Consider the following 16,760-nt stretch of genomic DNA (forward strand, 5'->3'; position numbering starts at 1 on the left):
ACAAGACTTTGCCTTTGGGTAGAGTCTTTCTTTAATTCAGTATTTATGAGCAAAGATCTGTTGAGGATTGGTTTTGTATATGCAATTATATTTTTGCTAATTTTTTCATTTATATTTAATGCTTGCAGAACAGCATATTATAGTCATATTTCGTTTTATGAATTGCATTCTAGTGATAAGGTCGACCAAATATTAAATCGCATTGCAAATCAGAGGTTGTTATATCCATTTTTTAAATATACGGGCCTAGATACAGGCTACGGTTTTTTTTCCCCTAATGTGGCAAGTGATTTTATGGTTGTACATGAAGTTTTCATTGATGGTGCAAAATCTAATCATGTTTCTAGTTCCGAATTGCAAACAAAAGAAGGGACTTTACGATTTGCGAATATAAACTCTGTCTTTATGGACTATTTAGATAGTAAACAAAAAGAAGAGAATGGGCAGCCACTCAGTCAATTCCAAAAGTTGAATCAAGACTATCTAAAACTTATCCTTAAACGTTTTGGAGATCAAAAACTGGAATATGAAAATGCAGATTCTGTCAATACAAAACTTTTTCTATACCATTTCCCCACTTTGAAGAATTATCCAATTGTTCGTCCTAAACTTATTCAAATTGAGCAGGTTCATTCCACAACTAATTAACAGCGTCCACCAGTATTTCTTTGGTACGATACAGGCGGGCAGGGCGGTCGCCTTTTTTAGAATTTCAATAGGACTTCTGATGTTTCTTCATTTTTTGTCGATTCAAAAGGATTTTGATTTCTTGTATGGTGCGAATGCAATTGTCCCTGCGGATATTCAGACCGTTTATTTGCATAGTTTATATTTGTATGACGATATCATCGGGTGGCTGACTTTAATTGCGCCCGACGTACAAGGGGCTGTATTCCTATTTAAGGCTCTTTATTTTGCGGCATGTTTGTTCATTGTGCTAGGGTTTGGTTCCCGATTTTGGGCAATTGCACTCCTGATTTTACAGATTGGATTAGTGAAGTCGGCCTACTACTTTTCATACGGCGCAGATTATTTCACCTCCCTATCTCTTTTATATATTGTTTTGCATCCCTCAGATCGCACTTTTTCAGTTGCTGCACTGCTTTTTAAAAGGAAGCCTACTCAAGTTTATCCATTTTTTGAATTGCAAAGGTTGCATCTCAATTTTATCTATTTCATTTCGGGAGTTGAGAAGCTTTCTGGAGTGAATTGGAGAAATGGGGAATCTGTTTGGAAAGCCCTACATTTGCCCAATTTCAGTAATGATTTCGATTTGAATGTCGATCAATTAGGAGCATTTCCTATCATTTTTATAGTAGCTGGGTGGCTCACGATTCTAATTGAAATGCTATATCCTGTTTATATGAACTTTAAGGTAAGCCGAGGAGTGGGATTGATTGCTATTATTGCTTTGCATTTAGGAATTGCCTTATTTTTAAATTTATATTTTTTTTCCGCGATTATGATCGTCTGGAATCTTACAATTTATTTTATAGAAACGAATGAAACTAAACTACCCATTGAATCTTAAATTTAACCTATTGTTTTTTCTGAGCTTTTTTGCCGTGTATTTCAATGCGCAGCAAGCCGATTCTGTGCAAACCGCTAAAATAGAAGAGGTGAAACTTAGTAAGAGCCGAGTCGTGCAAATTACTCAGAAGGATGATCGCTATTCTGTCGAAGTAAATGGAACTGACTTTCAGGATCAAACCAATTCTTGGGAAGCTTTAAAAACGATCTCTATTTTGCGTGTCGAAGATAATGAAGGAGTTTATCTATTTAACAAGACTATTCATCTTGAAATTAATGGAGTTCTTATGCAAATGAGTTCTGCGGATATAGAAGACTATCTAAAAAACATTGATCCTAAAGACATCAAGACCATTGAAATTGTAAATGTGCCCAATGCTTAGTATGATTCCCAGGTCCAAGCTGTGGTTAACGTTATCCTACATTCGAGGATAGACAATTACAAAATTGGAATTTCCTCGATTGCTGGGATACGTGAGAAGGCATTTACAAATAGCAATATTTCCTCAAACCTTAATTATAAAAAAATAAGTGCTTATGTTAGCTACGGTTTTGATTTTTATCAACCGGTCAAAACTTCGGAATTGGATTACAAGATTTTTCATGCTAACGAACCAAGTTTTGAGAATCAGCTTTACTCACAAAGCAATAGAAACCTAAAGGTACATCAGCTCATATCAAACTTTAGTTGGGATTTGTCTCCCAAATCAAAACTGGTCCTCATGCAGGATCTTAACTTTTCTAACTCTGAAAATAAAATAGCAATAGAGAACCAGCCACAGGTCTTGAATTTGTCGACGGATGCGCAAACGCTGAAGTTTTCGCAGGTTTTCTACCATAAGTTCAACAAGCGTAATGAGCTGAAAATTGGTGCGCAACAGGCGCTTCCAAATAGTGATTTCAATAACAGCACAGTGGAACAACGTGTGGAAACAAAAGTGCCTATATTTAATTACTTCGCAGATTACACTAGTACAAACACTCTTGGCAAAACGATGGTAGGGATTAAATTAAATCGTATTAAATCAGAGAGTTTGAACTTTAACCAAGGAGTTCTTAATCCTTTTCAGTACAAAGAGCAGACGATCGCATCCTTTGTAAATCAGAATGTTCAACTTTCCCCTAGCAAAACCCTATCGGCTGGCGTTCGATTTGAAAGTACATTGGCAGAGGCATTTGATTCTAATTCTCATATATTAAATCGAGAGTTTAACCATCTGCTCTACAATATTGCTCTGCATTCTTATAACATGGAGAGTAAAAAAGGGAGTACAATATCTTTTAAGAAAGCGATTCAGCGACCGAATTACAGTTATCTAAATCGTTTTGAAGTTCAAAATGATGTGATTGGATTCGTAGGGGATCAGGATATTAGGCCGACAAAATATTACATGGCTGGATATGAATATTTTCACAAGACTTTTTTCTTCTCTGCGCAAGGAATGTACATTGAAGATTTTTTATCTACTTTTTATTCTACCTCCCACAACTCATTAGTGACTACATATAAGAATTTCAATACTTCTTACGTTGGTACCTTAACTAGCGGATACAGTATGAATATTCTGCCGTATTGGAATTCAAAGTTAACCATGGAGGGTGTGTACTTTAAACTTAAGGACGATGCGTATAAAGGGATAATTAAAAGCAGCACACCTCGTTTTACCCTTAATTATAATAATAAATTCAAATTGGGAAAGACGACGAGTTTTGATGCGAATTTCACTTGGGTTTCCAACTATAATGATGGCGTGATAAACCATTTATCGACAAGCAAATTGAATTTGGTACTGACTAAGCGATTTAAGAATTTTGATGCGATACTTTACTTTTATGATGTCTTTAAAGGGATGGGAGAAAGGGAGATTGTAGACAATTCCTTATTCTATGTCCAATCCGATAGCTACAATGATAACCGAGTCCTAGGTCTTTCCCTACGGTGGAATGTCGTATCTAAGAAATTTAAGAGCCAACCTGTGGAAGAAATTTCCGATGAAACACTAGATAGACTTTAGTAGTAAGGCATGACGTTTTAAAAAGAGGTCGAGTTAAAAGGAAAGCCGTGCGCTATTTGGTTGCTCGATTACTGGTATTTTTTGATCACTTCTAATATTCTTTGTTCATCCCCTTTATTCAAAGAAGAGGAGGTGGATGTGCTACTTACGCTACTAAAAACTTTTGTTTTCACCTCATTCTTGAAATATTTGAACCCATTGTGCTCTTCTATGGAGATGGATTTTAGACCTTCAATTTGTTCTGAATTCATTTTTAAGAGATTAGAAACCGATAATAAACGATCGGATTTGGTGCTAACTGTACACATTGCCAATAGGGAAAGCAAAGAAATGGCTATGAATTTTTTCATAAGAATGGTTTTTTTATTCCGAGTTTGATTCATTAGTAATGAGTCTAAGATAACTTTTTTATTTTACTTTTTGCTGTCTATGATTTGCTTTAATTTTTTTTCATTTGCTCAAGAGCAAGTTCAATCTGATCAGTTTGTTTTTTGATTTCTTTATGGTACTTAAAAATGGCTTGTTTACCTTGTCGTTCATCGGCTTGATTGGAAAGGATAACGACCGAAGTTTTCGATTCTGGATAGTAGAGCAGGAGTGAAGCCGATCCTTTTACATAGCCTGTATGGAAATAACTTTCGGGCTGTTGACGGGATTTCATGAGACCATAACCATAGTAGATTTCTCCTAAGATGGGGTGCGTTGCCTTTGTCACTGTGTTCTGCATACTTTTTACAGACTTTTTGCTAAGGAAAGTTCCTGAATAAAGAGTTTGATTCCATTTATGAAGATCTTTCGCTGTAGATAGAATTCCACCTGCAGCAAGTCCAATTTGTTCATTTATAAGTCTCTGAGGCATATTTGGTACGACTTGTGGTGAACCGAATGGCCCCGTATATGCAGATGCGAAATTTCTTGGTATAGTATGGGATGCGGGGTACGTGTTTTGAAGACCTAATTGAGAGAATAATTGGGACTGTGAATCCTCTAAATTTTGTTTGGATACAGTTTCTAATAGCTTTCCAATGAAATTAATCCCCTTATTGGAGTAATGGTATTTTTGACCGGGAGTAGATCGTAAATTTGGCGCAAAATCAACGATTCCCGAAGTGTGATTTAGAAGTTGTGACACTTTGATTTGATTCCATTTCGGCTTATTGAATTCGCTGAGGTAGCTGCTTAAAGAATCCTCTAGCTTTAGTTTTCCTTGTTCTACGAACTGCAGAGTTAGCGAGGCAGCAAACTGCTTGCTTACAGAAGCGATTGCGAACACAGAAGAATCTGAAATTGGGATTCCTTCTTTGAAATTTTCAAATCCTTTCGATTTTTGATACAAGAGTTCTCCGTTTTGCATAATGGAAACGATACCGTTAAAATCTCTTACATCAAGCAGAGAATCAAGTTGGACCTCATACAGCGCACGTTGAAAATCAACTAGAGTGAATTCTTGCGATTTTTCAGTGGGTGCAACGTCCGCTTTCTTCGATTCACAAGCGCCAAGCATGAGTAAAAGTACTACAAAGTAGACAGTAGGCTTTTTAAATAGTTTCATTTGTGTTTGCTTTTTTTAAATGTACTAAAAATACAACGAAACTGATCGCCTGGAGAACATAAAAGCGTATTGTTTTCAGGCATGAAACGTTTTCAACTAAAAAAGCTACCCCTGAAGGATAGCTTTTAAGATAAAACCTACTTATAAGGTTTTACATGTTACGACGGTATTTTCCACCTACTTCAAATAGAGCATTTGTAATCTGACCAAGAGAGCAATATTTGCCTGCTTCCATCATCACCTCGAAGAGGTTTTGTTGATTGATGGCTGCCGTTTGAAGTTTTTCTAACCATTCTCCCGATTGAGATTCATTGGATTTTTGATAAACCTCCAAATTCTCAATTTGGTGCTGCTTCTCCTCTTCTGTGGAACGAATCACTTCTCTTGGGAGAATCGTAGGAGATCCGTCCTTGCCTAAGAAGGTGTTCACCCCAATGAGTGGGTATTCCCCAGTATGCTTTAACCATTCGTAATGCATAGATTCTTCTTGAATTTTAGAACGTTGGTACATGGTTTCCATAGCGCCAAGCACTCCTCCTCGTTCCGTAATGCGGTCGAATTCAAGATAAACAGCCTGCTCTACTAAATCGGTCAATTCTTCTATAATGAAAGAACCTTGAAGTGGATTTTCGTTTTTGGCAAGTCCTAGTTCCTTGTTAATGATTAATTGGATGGCCATAGCGCGACGCACGGACTCTTCCGTAGGGGTTGTAATCGCTTCGTCGTAGGCATTGGTATGCAGTGAGTTGCAATTGTCATAGATCGCGTATAGGGCCTGTAAGGTAGTACGGATATCGTTGAAATCAATTTCCTGTGCATGCAAGGAACGACCTGAAGTTTGGATGTGGTATTTGAGCATTTGTGAACGCTCGTCTGCTCCGTATTTTAATTTCATTGCCTTGGACCAAATTCGTCTTGCCACCCTTCCGATGACGGCGTACTCCGGATCGATTCCATTAGAAAAGAAGAACGATAAGTTCGGCGCAAAGGCGTTAATGTCCATACCTCGTGATAGATAGTACTCTACGTAAGTAAATCCATTAGCTAAGGTAAAGGCCAATTGCGAAATTGGATTTGCACCTGCTTCTGCGATGTGATACCCTGAAATAGAAACCGAATAGAAATTTCTCACCTTTTCGGAAATGAAGTATTCTTGCACGTCTCCCATAAGTCGAAGAGCAAATTCCGTGGAGAAAATACAAGTATTTTGTGCTTGGTCTTCTTTTAAAATATCAGCCTGCACGGTTCCACGTACTTGGGCAATGGTTTGTGCCTTAATTTGCTCGTATTGTTTTTTCTCTAAAACCTCGTCGCCAGTGAGACCAAGAAGTTTTAGTCCTAGGCCATTGTTGCCCTTTGGGATTGGACCTTCATAAGAAGGCCTTTTTAGTCCTTGGTCATCAAATTTGGCCTTCAATTTTTGTTCGACTAGATCCCAAAGTCCGTTTTCCTCGATGTACTTTTCACAGTTTTGATCAATTGCAGCGTTCATAAAGAAAGATAACAACATCGGTGCGGGACCGTTGATTGTCATGGAGACTGACGTGAGAGAATCCACCAGGTCAAATCCGGAGTATAATTTTTTAGCGTCGTCAAGGGTGGCAATCGATACCCCTGCATTTCCGATCTTTCCATAAATGTCAGGAGGTAAAGCCGGATCTTGTCCGTAAAGAGTTACCGAGTCAAATGCAGTTGAAAGTCTTTTCGCTGGCATTTCGGCAGAAACGTAATGGAATCTACGGTTGGTTCTTTCTGGCCCTCCTTCTCCGGCAAACATTCTTGTCGGGTCTTCTCCTGTCCTTTTAAAAGGATAGATTCCCGCTGTGAAAGGGAATTTCCCTGGGACGTTTTCTTTTCCTTTCCACCAAATAAGATCTCCCCAATCTTTAAATTTAGGAAGCGCAATTTTAGGTATGTCAAGTCCTGATAAACTTTTGGATTTTGTTTCTACGGTGATGCCCTTCCCTCTAACAAGGTAAGTGAATGAATCTTGGTCCATTTCTTTTTTGAAGGTATCCCAGTTCTCTAAAAACTCATGGTTCTCCGAAAGCAAATTTTTTCTCGTTATGTCTTGAAGGGTTTGGAGCTTTTCTTGGGTCTCTGCATCGTCTATTAGTAACGATTTGGTCTCTTCTAGAACGTAGAGGTTTTTTGCAATCTCGGCCTGTTCTTGTAATTCCTTTTCGAATCTATCGTTGTTCTCCACAATTTCGGAAAGATAGCGCACACGGCTTGGAGGAATCACTACGGAATCCTGTACGTGATTATGCTCGATATAAGGGCTGAATTTAGTGTCGTGGTTTTGATAGAGTTCGTCAATTTTCGAATTGAGTTTTTCAATGAGGTCATTAAAGAGCTGGGTGATTCCCCAATCGTTAAACTGACTTGCTTTGGTTGCGTACACAGGCATTTGATCTAATGGTTTATCAAACAGCACGTGGTTGCGTTGGTATTGTTTTCTAACGGCTTGTAGAGCGTCGAGCGCTCCTCGCTTATCCGATTTGTTTAAGGCAATAAAATCTGCATAGTCAAGCATGTCTATTTTCTCTAACTGTGTAGAAGCTCCGTATTCAGGCGTCATTACATAGAGCGAAACGTCTGCGATTTCTGTAATTTCAGATCCGCTTTGTCCAATCCCAGAAGTTTCGAGGATGATTAAATCTGGTCCTGCGATCTTAAGAACATCAATAGCGGAATGGATATATGGGGAAACAGACACGTTATTCTCTCTTGTGGCCATGGAACGCATGTATACGCGCGAATCGTGAATGGAGTTCATTCGGATTCGGTCTCCTAACAGAGCGCCGCCTGTTTTCTTTTTGGATGGATCTACGGAAATGATGGCAATCTTTTGCTCCGGATTTGCTCGCAAAAAGCGTCTTACAATTTCATCGGTTAGAGACGATTTTCCGGCTCCCCCTGTTCCTGTAATTCCTAAAATGGGAACTTCGCACGTTTTTGCTTTTTCTTTCAAGGCTGCAACAAGATCAGATTTTTGGTCCGAAAAGTTCTCGACCGCAGAAATCATATGAGCGATGGATTTTGAATCTTCGAATTGAAGAGATTCAAGATCTCTAACCTCTACGGATTCACCCGTTGGGAAATCTGATTTCGATACTAGGTCGTCTATCATTCCTTGAAGTCCGAGTTCCCGCCCGTCGTCTGGAGAATAAATACGATCGATTCCGTAGTCTGCTAGGTCTTTGATTTCGCTTGGAAGGATCACACCTCCACCTCCGCCAAAGATCTTCACTTGGGGAGATCCTTTTTCACGAAGCAGATCGTAAATGTATTTGAAATACTCGTTATGGCCTCCTTGGTAGGATGTCAGAGCGATTGCGTTTGCGTCTTCTTGAATTGCTGTGCTTACGACCTCTTGCGCAGACTTGTCGTGTCCAAGGTGAATGACTTCGCATCCCGTGGCTTGGATCATTCGGCGCATGATATTAATCGCAGCGTCGTGCCCATCAAAGAGGGAGGCCGCGGTCACGATTCTAACTTTATTTTTCGGTTGGTATTGCTTGTTTTCCATATATAATCTAAACGATTTGTCAATGCTTCAAAGATATGAATTCAGGAGTAAAGCCGCAATTTCCAGTTTCTATAGGATTCAAAACTGAGAATTTAGTGTTGGAGCCTCTAGAAGAATAGTATTATCTTTGTAAAAATAAATCTATGCGAAATACGATTGCATGCCTATTCATTGGTACCGTGGTAAGTTTTCTATTTAACTATTATTTACTAGGGAATACAGAATTTAGTATTGCACTGTACAATGCGTTTGCGTTTGGACTGGGTTGGGCTATGGCCTACTTTGTAGATCGACCAAGTTGGCCGCTCGCAAAAAAACTAGGGCTTTCCCTTGTTGGGATTGTACTCCTTGTTGCACTTGGATTTATATTCTTTGATTTTGAAATTGCGGTTCCATCTGTGATTAAATTTTCGACCGTCTTTGTTGCCTACTATTTAATTGCTAGTTTTCGACCGAGCAAGTCGCTACGAAACTAATTCTGGGGCTCACAAGGTATAGAAAGGGTAGGAAGCTGCTGAGTTCTTCTCCTCACTTTTGAATTGAGATGCGGTGTAGTGCTCTTCAAAAGGGTTGAAATGACCTAGAGTCTTAAATTTCAAGTTATTTCTTGAAATGCATTCAATAAAATATTTCCAATTTTAAAAAAATAGTGTACCTTTGCACACCCGTAAAGGGATAAATATGTTTAATCGTAAACGAAAAAGTGTGAATACATTAAGTTACAAAACCGTTTCAGCTAACAAGGCTACCGCTAATAAAGAATGGGTTGTGGTAGACGCTGAAGGACAACCGTTAGGAAGACTAGCTTCGACGGTTGCAAAGATTTTGAGAGGTAAGCACAAAACAAACTTTACTCCCCACGTTGATTGTGGAGATAACGTAATTGTTTTGAATGCTGGTAAAATTACCCTTTCAGGAAACAAGTGGGCTGATAAGACCTACATCTGGCATACAGGTTATCCAGGTGGACAAAAGTCGCAGACAGCTGAAGAGCTATTAAAGAAAGATCCAATGAAAGTTTTGGAGAAGTCCGTAAAAGGAATGCTTCCAAAAAACAAATTGGGTTCTGCTATTTACAAGAACCTTTATCTATATGAAGGGACTGAACATAAGCACGAAGCTCAACAGCCGAAAACTATTAATGTTAACGAATTTAAATAATTAATATGTCTACAGTTCATAAAATTGGAAGAAGAAAAACTTCAGTAGCTAGAGTTTATGTGAAACCAGGTTCTGGTAATTTCATCGTAAACGGAAAAGATGCTAAAGAATACTTCTCTACAGATGTTATGGTTTACAAAGTGAACCAACCGTTTTTACTTACCGAAACTGCAGGACAGTACGACGTTACTGTAAATGTATTTGGTGGAGGAAATACCGGTCAAGCGGAAGCTGTTCGTTTAGGTGTATCTAGAGCTCTTTGCGAAATTAACGCAGAGTTCAGACTTGCTCTTAAACCTCACGGTCTTCTTACTAGAGACGCAAGAATGGTCGAAAGAAAGAAACCAGGACAGAAGAAAGCAAGAAAGAGATTCCAATTCTCTAAACGTTAATTTTCAAGCCTTAGCCCTATGGGATTTTTCAAGGAACCCTTTTGGTTTCCGATGGAAATTTCAGAACCTAAGCAATTTATTTATTATTAATAAATGCCCCGTTTAGTTTAGCACCCAAACTTCACTCCCATCTAAAGTGTTGTTGATTGCAAAATAGCGGAATGTAAACTAAAAATAAGAAAGCGACATGGCAAAAGCAAATGTTAAAGACCTTTTAGAGGCAGGTGTACATTTCGGTCACATGACCAGAAAATGGAATCCAAATATGGCTCCATACATTTTTATGGAGAAGAACGGTATTCACATCGTAGACTTACATAAAACAGCAGTGAAATTAGACGAGGCGTGTAGCGCTTTAGAAAAAATCACTTCTGCAGGTAAAAAAGTTCTTTTCGTAGCAACTAAAAAGCAAGCGAAAGAAGTCGTAGCAAAACATGCGGCGGAACTTAATATGCCTTATATTACAGAAAGATGGCCTGGAGGAATGCTAACGAATTTCGTTACCATTAGAAAGGCTGTTAAGAAGATGAACCACATTGATAAAATGAAGAAAGATGGTACTTTCGAAACTTTATCTAAAAAAGAAAGACTTCAAGTTGATAGACAAAGAGCCAATTTAGAAAAGAACTTAGGTTCAATTTCTGATATGGTGAGACTACCTTCTGCAGTATTTGTAGTGGACATCATGAGAGAGCACATTGCAGTAACAGAAGCTAAAAAATTAGGTATTCCTGTGTTTGGTATCGTAGATACAAACTCTGATCCTAGAAAAGTTGACTTCGTTATTCCTGGAAATGATGATGCTTCTAAATCTATTGATATGCTTTTATCAGTAGTTGCAGATTCAATCAAAGAAGGGCAATCTCAAAGAAAAGCAGAGAAAGAAAAATCAAAAGAAGAAGGCGCAAAGGTTTCTGCTGATGCAGACACTGACTTTGATGCAAAGTAAGAATTTGATTTTCTGAGTATACGAAACCGTCTCAATAATTTTGAGACGGTTTTTATTTGTAGAGACTTTGCAGTCGATATTTTTATTTCTTATTCGTGTCGGAAAGTGTGATCCTTTTTGGAATAGGATTTAGCTGAAGCTCACTCATTTTGCATGATATACCAATGTGCTTTGGTCTTCATGTTTTCCTGAGATTTCACCTGTGTTAATCACCCACAATGATCTCAAAATTCAGTAGCCTAAGACATGACTTAGGATGGTACTCACAATAATAAAATAGAAAGCCGTCTCAAAATCAATTTGAGACGGCTTCTTTTATTTAATTCTCTTAGATAGAATTCGATCTAATGAATTTTAAATTTAATGTACGTAATGGTCTTTCCTTTGGCCGAAAATAACTGTTCGTAATGAGTTTGGATTTCACGTAGTAAGGGCGTGTTGGGTTCATATTCTGGTGCACCATAGATGTCATGATGTGCTGTGAGAATTTCATGTCCTTGCCCCTGGAGAAGACCTAAAGTATAGCCGTGCAGAAACTCTGAATCGGTTTTCAAATGCATGATGCCGTCCTTTTTTAGAATTTTTTTGTAACGCTCCAAAAACTCAGGATGAGTCATGCGGTGCTTCGTTCTTCTATATTTGATTTGAGGGTCTGGAAAAGTGATCCAGATTTCATCCACTTCATTTTCTTCGAAGAACCCATCAATCAGTTCAATTTGAGTTCTTAGAAAAACAGCATTGGAGAGTCCAGTCTCGTATGCTTCCTTAGCGCCAAACCAAAATCTAGCACCCTTAATATCGATTCCTATGAAGTTCTTATCTGGAAATGCCTTGGCCAGTCCTACGCTGTATTCTCCTTTTCCGCAACCCAGCTCTAAAACGAGTGGATTGTCATTTTTGAAGACTTGCTCTCTCCATTTTCCTTTTAATTTATAGCCTTCTAGCGCTTCTTCTCTTGTGGGTTGAAATACATTTGGAAGAATTCTATTTTCGGCAAAACGTGCCTGTTTGTTTTTTTTACCCATGTTTTATATTCGTGTGCAAATTTAAGAAGATTGTAAAGATTTCTCATCAGTGAACTTCGATAAATTTGAATCTCTAAGCCTTTTCTGATAGATCGGCAGGTATTTTTCGATGTAGACTTTCGTGGACTCTAAATTGCCCGTTTCAATGAAAGGGATTAGATTGTCTGAGGAATAGACGAACTGAAGAAAATTATCAATCATGTTTGCAGGTATCTTCATTCGTGTAAAATAGTCTTGACCTAAGTAGTTTTTTATATCCTTAATTCCTACCATCATTTTCTCGTAATCATAGAGTCTTTGCTTTTTCTTACGATCCCCAGAGAAAAGCTCGTAAACGCTTCCTAAATTAAAGGAGAGTCCACCTCCTGAAAAACCTGCAATGGGATCGAGGGCAGGACCCTTTTGCGGTTTAGGGGTAGGGAGTCCTAGCATGTTTTGAATGGCCAGTTTCTTTTCGTTCTCTTTTAAGCTAAGTACATCACGACGTAAGTTACCTGTGGGTTTCCAACCAATGATAACTTCTTGAATCGTATGGTACATAGGAGAGAGCTGTATGATATTTAATCCGGAACTCAAGGTGCGAGCATCCATGGTGATGTCTTTTCTTTCAGAGAGAATGGAAGTGAAACGAATTAAATCGCCAATTTTTGCCTCGATTTCAAATTCGCCGTTGTAATTGGAAAGTACCGAATGCTGATCGTTTAGATTCGTCACATACACTTGGTTTAAGTAGATCGCAGAGTTTTCCTGCATGAAGATCTGACCCTTGAACGTTTGCGCCTGCACAAAGGAAAAGGCAAATAGAAAAGAGAGAAGTAGGGTCTTGTACATTAGAACAGTTAGGGGTTAGTGGATGTCATTTTAGATTGATTTTGAGCTCGAAAGTTAATTATAGAAACTCAAAAATTATCTGCAATTGGTCCTTTCTTTTTTTGCTATGCGTAGTATTCAAAGATAACAAAATAAAAACTCTGCCATTTTTGGCAGAGTTAAAATTTCTCGAAAATCTTCCGAATTTATCCTAATGCAATTCTTACAAATCCTAATACTTTTAGGTCTGCATTGATTGATTTTACATACGTGGCAACCGATTGGCTTCCGTCTTTGATATACGCTTGGTGAACAAGAGTATTGTCTTTGTAGAATCTCTGCATTTTACCTTTAAGAATATTGTCGATAATGTTTTCAGGTTTTCCTTCTTTCACAAGAAGTTCTCTTTCAATCTCTAATTCTTTTTCGATGGTATCTTGAGATACTTTTGTTTCGTCAAGTGCAATTGGGTTCATTGCAGCTACTTGCATAGAAACGGATTTCGCAACTTCTGCAGCTCCTTCTACATTCGCAGATAGAGAAGTGATCGCAGCGATTTTGTTTCCAGCGTGGATATAAGCTCCTAAGAATGGTCCTTCAATTCTTTCGAATGCACCAATTTCAATTTTTTCTCCGATGACACCGGTTTGTTCGATCAATTTGTCAGCAACGGTTAAACCATGGAATTCAGAGGCTAAGAATTCTTCTTTTGTAGAATAGAAGATTGCTTGTTCTGCTAATTCATTTGCTAGCAAGATGAACGCTTCGTTTTTAGCAACGAAATCGGTTTCGCAATTCAATGAAATGATAGCACCAAGTGTTGCATCTTCGTTTACTTTAGCGATTACTGCACCTTCAGTAGACTCTCTGTCTGCTCTGTTTGCAGCTACTTTTTGTCCTTTTTTTCTTAAGATATCAATTGCCTTATCGAAGTCGCCTTCTGCTTCCACTAAAGCTTTTTTGCAATCCATCATTCCGGCACCGGTGGTGTTTCTTAATTTTGCTACGTCTGCAGCTACTGGTGTGTACATATGTTTACGGTTTTATTTTAAAAAATAAGTAAAATAGAGCTCTGTTTTAGAGCGTTGCAAAGATAAGAAATTATCTGCAAAAAATATAGGCGCTTATGGGGTTAATTTCAAGGTGTTAAAAAGTTGTTTTTTTGATTTTGTAGAGCGCCCGGCCAAGAAAAAGACAAAGCCGAAGATTTCTTCGGCTTTGAACAATTTGTTTATTTATTGAAGGCTATCCCTTCCATTCTCCCATTTCTACGAACTTGTCTTGTCTTTGATTCACAAGCTCTTTCGGAGTCATGTGTTTGTAGAAAGCAAGGTTTTCAAGAACAGAGGATTTTAAATTTTGATAAGCCATTTTTGGGTCGTATTGCGCTCCCCCTAAAGGTTCTTCTACAATTCCATCAATGATTTTGTTTTTGAGCATATCTTTTGGAGTCAGCTTTAAAGCATTGGCCGCATCTTCTTTGTGCTCCCAATTTCTCCATAGGATAGAAGAGCAACTTTCCGGTGCGATAACAGAGTACCATGTATACTGTAACATAAACACTTTATTGCCCACTCCAATTCCTAAGGCTCCGCCGCTCGCACCTTCGCCAATGACGTACGTGAGAATAGGCGTTTTAAGTTGAACCATTTCGTAAATGTTCTTTGCGATCGCTTCTCCTTGGCCTCTCTCTTCCGCTTCTAGTCCAGGATAGGCTCCGGGTGTGTCGAGTAGAGTGATGACAGGAATGCTGAACTTCTCAGCTAGCTTCATTAAACGAAGTGCTTTGCGGTATCCTTCTGGATTAGGCATTCCGAAACGTCTTTGTTGACGTTCTTTGGTGGTGCGTCCTTTCTGGGTACCTATAATCATTACACTGTTGCCGTCTATTTTGGCGAGTCCACCCACCATAGCGAGGTCGTCTGCATATCCGCGGTCCCCGTGAAGTTCTAGAAAAGATCCTTCGTCTACAATTCCATTTATGAAGTCAAGTGAATAGGGGCGGTCCGGATGCCTTGAGAGCTGTACCGTCTGCCACGGAGTAAGATTCTCGTAAATGTCTTTCTTTTTAGCAAGGATTTTTTCCTCGATTTGGCCACAAGCAACCTGAACATCTACACCACTTTCTTCCCCTAAAAGGGCGCAAGCTTGGTATTGATCCATCAGTTCTTTTATAGGCTGTTCAAATTCTAAATATTCCATTTAAGTTGTACTCAATTTATCGTCAAATGTAAGAAATAATGCGGACTTTTCTATAGGGTCTCGCAAGCATGCTGGATTCGAGCTCTGGTTTCTGCCTTCCCTAGGATCTCCATGATGTCTGGAACGTCGGGTCCTTTTAATTCACCCACAAGTGCCAAGCGAAGTGGCATCATGAGTTTGCCCATGCCCACTTGCTGGGTTTCCGCGTAGGAATGCAAAGCGGCACTCAGGCTTTGGGAATCAAATTCAAGCCCCTCAAGTTCCTGGTGTAGTCCACTAAGTAAAGTACTGCTTTGTTCGCCCCAAGCTTTTTTGCGTGCCTTTTCTTGGTATTCTGTTGGTTTTTCAAAAAAGAACTGACCGTTATGATAGATGTCTTTCACAAACGTAGCTCTTTCTCGCATAAGGTTAATTATTTTGAGAAGCTTATCGTCTGGAAGTTCACTTTCTTTGACTTCAGGTAGTGCCTTTAAGTAGGTAAGGATTTCCAGTTCTGATTTGATCTGTAGATATTGATGGTTAAACCATTCTGCTTTTTCTTTGCTAAAACGTGCTCCTGCTTTGTGGACTTTTTCAAGATCAAACTCTTGGACAAGATCCTCTAAGGATAGAATCTCTTTATCATCGGCTGCAGACCATCCCAGCAGAGCAAGGAAATTGATAAAGGATTCGGGGAAATACCCTTCTTCTCGGTAGCCTTTTGAGACCACACCTGTGGTGGGATCTTTGAAGTCCATTGGGAAAACCGGGAATCCAAATTTATCACCATCTCTCTTGCTAAGTTTTCCTTTGCCTTCTGGCTTTAGGATGAGAGATAGATGGGCGAATTTGGGCGCTTCCCAATTCATGGCTTCGTAGAGTAGAGTGTGGAGTCCTAAAGAGGGCAGCCATTCTTCTCCACGAATTACATGCGATATTTTCATTTCATGGTCGTCAATAATATTTGCGAAGTGATAGGTAGGCATACCATCATTCTTCACAAGTACTTTGTCGTCCAATGTGTTTGTATTGACAGCAAATCGACCTCGAATCATATCGTCTAGTTGCAAGATTCGGTCAACAGGCATTTTAAATCGAACGACATACGGAGTGTTTTGATCCAAAAGATCTTGAACCTCCGTTTCAGAAAGCGAAAGAGAATTCTTGAGTCGCGTCCTTGTAAAGTAATCGTAAGCGAAGACTTCCCCACGACTTTCGTATTCACTACGGACGGCATCGAGTTCTTCTGGCGTGTCAAAAGCGATGTATGCGTAATCTGTTTTCAGAATTTCAGCTGTGTATTTATCGTATATTTCTCTACGTTCGCTTTGGCGGTAAGGACCATAAGAACCCCCGTGTTTTGGGCTTTCGTCTGGGATTAGACCGCACCATTCTAAGGCCTCGAGAATGTATTGCTCGGCACCGGGTACATAGCGAGCGGTATCTGTGTCTTCAATTCGAAGAACAAAATCGCCTCCCATTTTTTTCGCAAACAGGTAATCGTATAAAGCCGTTCGTACACCTCCTAAATGTAGCGGGCCTGTGGGACTGGGTGCAAATCGCACTCTTACTTTATTCATGAGAAATAATGTTAAGTTGCAAATTTACTAATT

The 16,760-nt window shown here is 39.1% G+C and carries 16 protein-coding genes; 8 read left to right on the top strand and 8 right to left on the bottom strand.

Annotated elements, in window-relative coordinates; all coding sequences use genetic code 11:
• The first annotated feature begins 45 nt into the window (after positions 1-45).
• The 4 genes from AC3IRX_RS08445 to AC3IRX_RS08460 all read left to right on the top strand — a co-directional run bounded on the left by AC3IRX_RS08445 (position 46) and on the right by AC3IRX_RS08460 (position 3,545).
• Positions 46-648, top strand: coding sequence for a hypothetical protein (locus AC3IRX_RS08445; RefSeq protein ID WP_489209664.1), 603 nt, complete (start codon positions 46-48; stop codon positions 646-648).
• Positions 649-727: 79 nt separating this feature from the next.
• Positions 728-1,531 carry an HTTM domain-containing protein gene (locus tag AC3IRX_RS08450; protein WP_489209666.1) on the top strand — a complete coding sequence of 268 codons (804 nt, stop codon included), beginning with the start codon at positions 728-730 and terminating at the stop codon, positions 1,529-1,531.
• Entirely contained in the window at positions 1,503-1,913 is a 411-nt protein-coding gene (locus tag AC3IRX_RS08455) for a hypothetical protein (RefSeq protein ID WP_489209668.1), read from the top strand. The genes AC3IRX_RS08450 and AC3IRX_RS08455 overlap by 29 nt, the downstream gene beginning before the upstream one ends.
• A 201-nt stretch (positions 1,914-2,114) precedes the next feature.
• Entirely contained in the window at positions 2,115-3,545 is a 1,431-nt protein-coding gene (locus AC3IRX_RS08460) for an outer membrane beta-barrel protein (RefSeq protein ID WP_489209670.1), read from the top strand.
• 68 nt (positions 3,546-3,613) lie between these two features.
• Here the strand turns inward: AC3IRX_RS08460 and AC3IRX_RS08465 are convergent, their stop codons facing one another.
• The 3 genes from AC3IRX_RS08465 to AC3IRX_RS08475 form a co-directional block, all read right to left on the bottom strand.
• Positions 3,614-3,895, bottom strand: a complete 282-nt coding sequence (locus AC3IRX_RS08465) for a hypothetical protein (protein WP_489209671.1) — start codon at positions 3,893-3,895, stop codon at positions 3,614-3,616.
• An 89-nt stretch (positions 3,896-3,984) separates the two neighbouring features.
• Positions 3,985-5,097, bottom strand: a complete 1,113-nt coding sequence (locus AC3IRX_RS08470; RefSeq protein ID WP_489209673.1) for a serine hydrolase domain-containing protein — start codon at positions 5,095-5,097, stop codon at positions 3,985-3,987.
• A 151-nt stretch (positions 5,098-5,248) separates the two neighbouring features.
• On the bottom strand, positions 5,249-8,629 hold the full coding sequence (locus tag AC3IRX_RS08475; protein ID WP_489209674.1) for a methylmalonyl-CoA mutase family protein: 3,381 nt from the start codon (positions 8,627-8,629) through the stop codon (positions 5,249-5,251).
• Positions 8,630-8,772: 143 nt separating this feature from the next.
• Here AC3IRX_RS08475 and AC3IRX_RS08480 point away from each other — a divergent pair, with 143 nt between their 5' ends.
• The 4 genes from AC3IRX_RS08480 to rpsB all read left to right on the top strand — a co-directional run bounded on the left by AC3IRX_RS08480 (position 8,773) and on the right by rpsB (position 11,131).
• Positions 8,773-9,105, top strand: a complete 333-nt coding sequence (locus AC3IRX_RS08480; protein WP_459084786.1) for a hypothetical protein — start codon at positions 8,773-8,775, stop codon at positions 9,103-9,105.
• A 229-nt stretch (positions 9,106-9,334) separates the two neighbouring features.
• Positions 9,335-9,790: a 50S ribosomal protein L13 gene (gene rplM, locus AC3IRX_RS08485; protein WP_459084785.1), complete on the top strand. Its 456-nt coding sequence runs from the start codon at positions 9,335-9,337 to the stop codon at positions 9,788-9,790.
• Between the two features lie 5 nt (positions 9,791-9,795).
• Positions 9,796-10,182, top strand: coding sequence for a 30S ribosomal protein S9 (gene rpsI, locus AC3IRX_RS08490; protein ID WP_459084784.1), 387 nt, complete (start codon positions 9,796-9,798; stop codon positions 10,180-10,182).
• 187 nt (positions 10,183-10,369) lie between these two features.
• Positions 10,370-11,131 (top strand): 30S ribosomal protein S2, encoded by a 762-nt coding sequence (rpsB, locus tag AC3IRX_RS08495; RefSeq protein WP_459084783.1) that lies wholly within the window; start codon positions 10,370-10,372, stop codon positions 11,129-11,131.
• A 344-nt stretch (positions 11,132-11,475) separates the two neighbouring features.
• Here rpsB and trmB read toward each other — a convergent pair whose 3' ends face one another.
• The 5 genes from trmB to gltX all read right to left on the bottom strand — a co-directional run bounded on the left by trmB (position 11,476) and on the right by gltX (position 16,727).
• Positions 11,476-12,156 (bottom strand): tRNA (guanosine(46)-N7)-methyltransferase TrmB, encoded by a 681-nt coding sequence (trmB, locus tag AC3IRX_RS08500; protein ID WP_489209676.1) that lies wholly within the window; start codon positions 12,154-12,156, stop codon positions 11,476-11,478.
• A gap of 21 nt (positions 12,157-12,177) precedes the next feature.
• Complete coding sequence (locus AC3IRX_RS08505) at positions 12,178-12,987, bottom strand: hypothetical protein (RefSeq protein ID WP_489209678.1); 810 nt, start codon at positions 12,985-12,987, stop codon at positions 12,178-12,180.
• A 185-nt stretch (positions 12,988-13,172) separates the two neighbouring features.
• A complete protein-coding gene (gene tsf, locus AC3IRX_RS08510; protein ID WP_489209679.1) occupies positions 13,173-13,997 on the bottom strand; it encodes a translation elongation factor Ts in 825 nt (274 codons plus the stop codon).
• 214 nt (positions 13,998-14,211) lie between these two features.
• Positions 14,212-15,168 carry an acetyl-CoA carboxylase carboxyltransferase subunit alpha gene (locus AC3IRX_RS08515; protein WP_489209681.1) on the bottom strand — a complete coding sequence of 319 codons (957 nt, stop codon included), beginning with the start codon at positions 15,166-15,168 and terminating at the stop codon, positions 14,212-14,214.
• A gap of 50 nt (positions 15,169-15,218) precedes the next feature.
• Positions 15,219-16,727, bottom strand: a complete 1,509-nt coding sequence (gene gltX / locus AC3IRX_RS08520) for a glutamate--tRNA ligase (RefSeq protein WP_489209683.1) — start codon at positions 16,725-16,727, stop codon at positions 15,219-15,221.
• Between the last annotated feature and the right edge of the window lie 33 nt (positions 16,728-16,760).

This window comes from Epilithonimonas sp. KH_059 (assembly GCF_057838485.1).

Coding starts and splice junctions, on each gene's coding strand:
- AC3IRX_RS08445 (WP_489209664.1), top strand. CDS start 46: ATGAGCAAAGATCTGTTGAGGATTGGTTTTGTATATGCAATTATATTT.
- trmB (WP_489209676.1), bottom strand. CDS start 12,156: ATGGGTAAAAAAAACAAACAGGCACGTTTTGCCGAAAATAGAATTCTT.
- gltX (WP_489209683.1), bottom strand. CDS start 16,727: ATGAATAAAGTAAGAGTGCGATTTGCACCCAGTCCCACAGGCCCGCTA.
- rpsB (WP_459084783.1), top strand. CDS start 10,370: ATGGCAAAAGCAAATGTTAAAGACCTTTTAGAGGCAGGTGTACATTTC.
- AC3IRX_RS08455 (WP_489209668.1), top strand. CDS start 1,503: ATGAAACTAAACTACCCATTGAATCTTAAATTTAACCTATTGTTTTTT.
- AC3IRX_RS08505 (WP_489209678.1), bottom strand. CDS start 12,987: ATGTACAAGACCCTACTTCTCTCTTTTCTATTTGCCTTTTCCTTTGTG.
- tsf (WP_489209679.1), bottom strand. CDS start 13,997: ATGTACACACCAGTAGCTGCAGACGTAGCAAAATTAAGAAACACCACC.
- AC3IRX_RS08475 (WP_489209674.1), bottom strand. CDS start 8,629: ATGGAAAACAAGCAATACCAACCGAAAAATAAAGTTAGAATCGTGACC.
- AC3IRX_RS08465 (WP_489209671.1), bottom strand. CDS start 3,895: ATGAAAAAATTCATAGCCATTTCTTTGCTTTCCCTATTGGCAATGTGT.
- AC3IRX_RS08515 (WP_489209681.1), bottom strand. CDS start 15,168: ATGGAATATTTAGAATTTGAACAGCCTATAAAAGAACTGATGGATCAA.
- AC3IRX_RS08470 (WP_489209673.1), bottom strand. CDS start 5,097: ATGAAACTATTTAAAAAGCCTACTGTCTACTTTGTAGTACTTTTACTC.
- AC3IRX_RS08450 (WP_489209666.1), top strand. CDS start 728: ATGTTTCTTCATTTTTTGTCGATTCAAAAGGATTTTGATTTCTTGTAT.
- rpsI (WP_459084784.1), top strand. CDS start 9,796: ATGTCTACAGTTCATAAAATTGGAAGAAGAAAAACTTCAGTAGCTAGA.
- AC3IRX_RS08480 (WP_459084786.1), top strand. CDS start 8,773: ATGCGAAATACGATTGCATGCCTATTCATTGGTACCGTGGTAAGTTTT.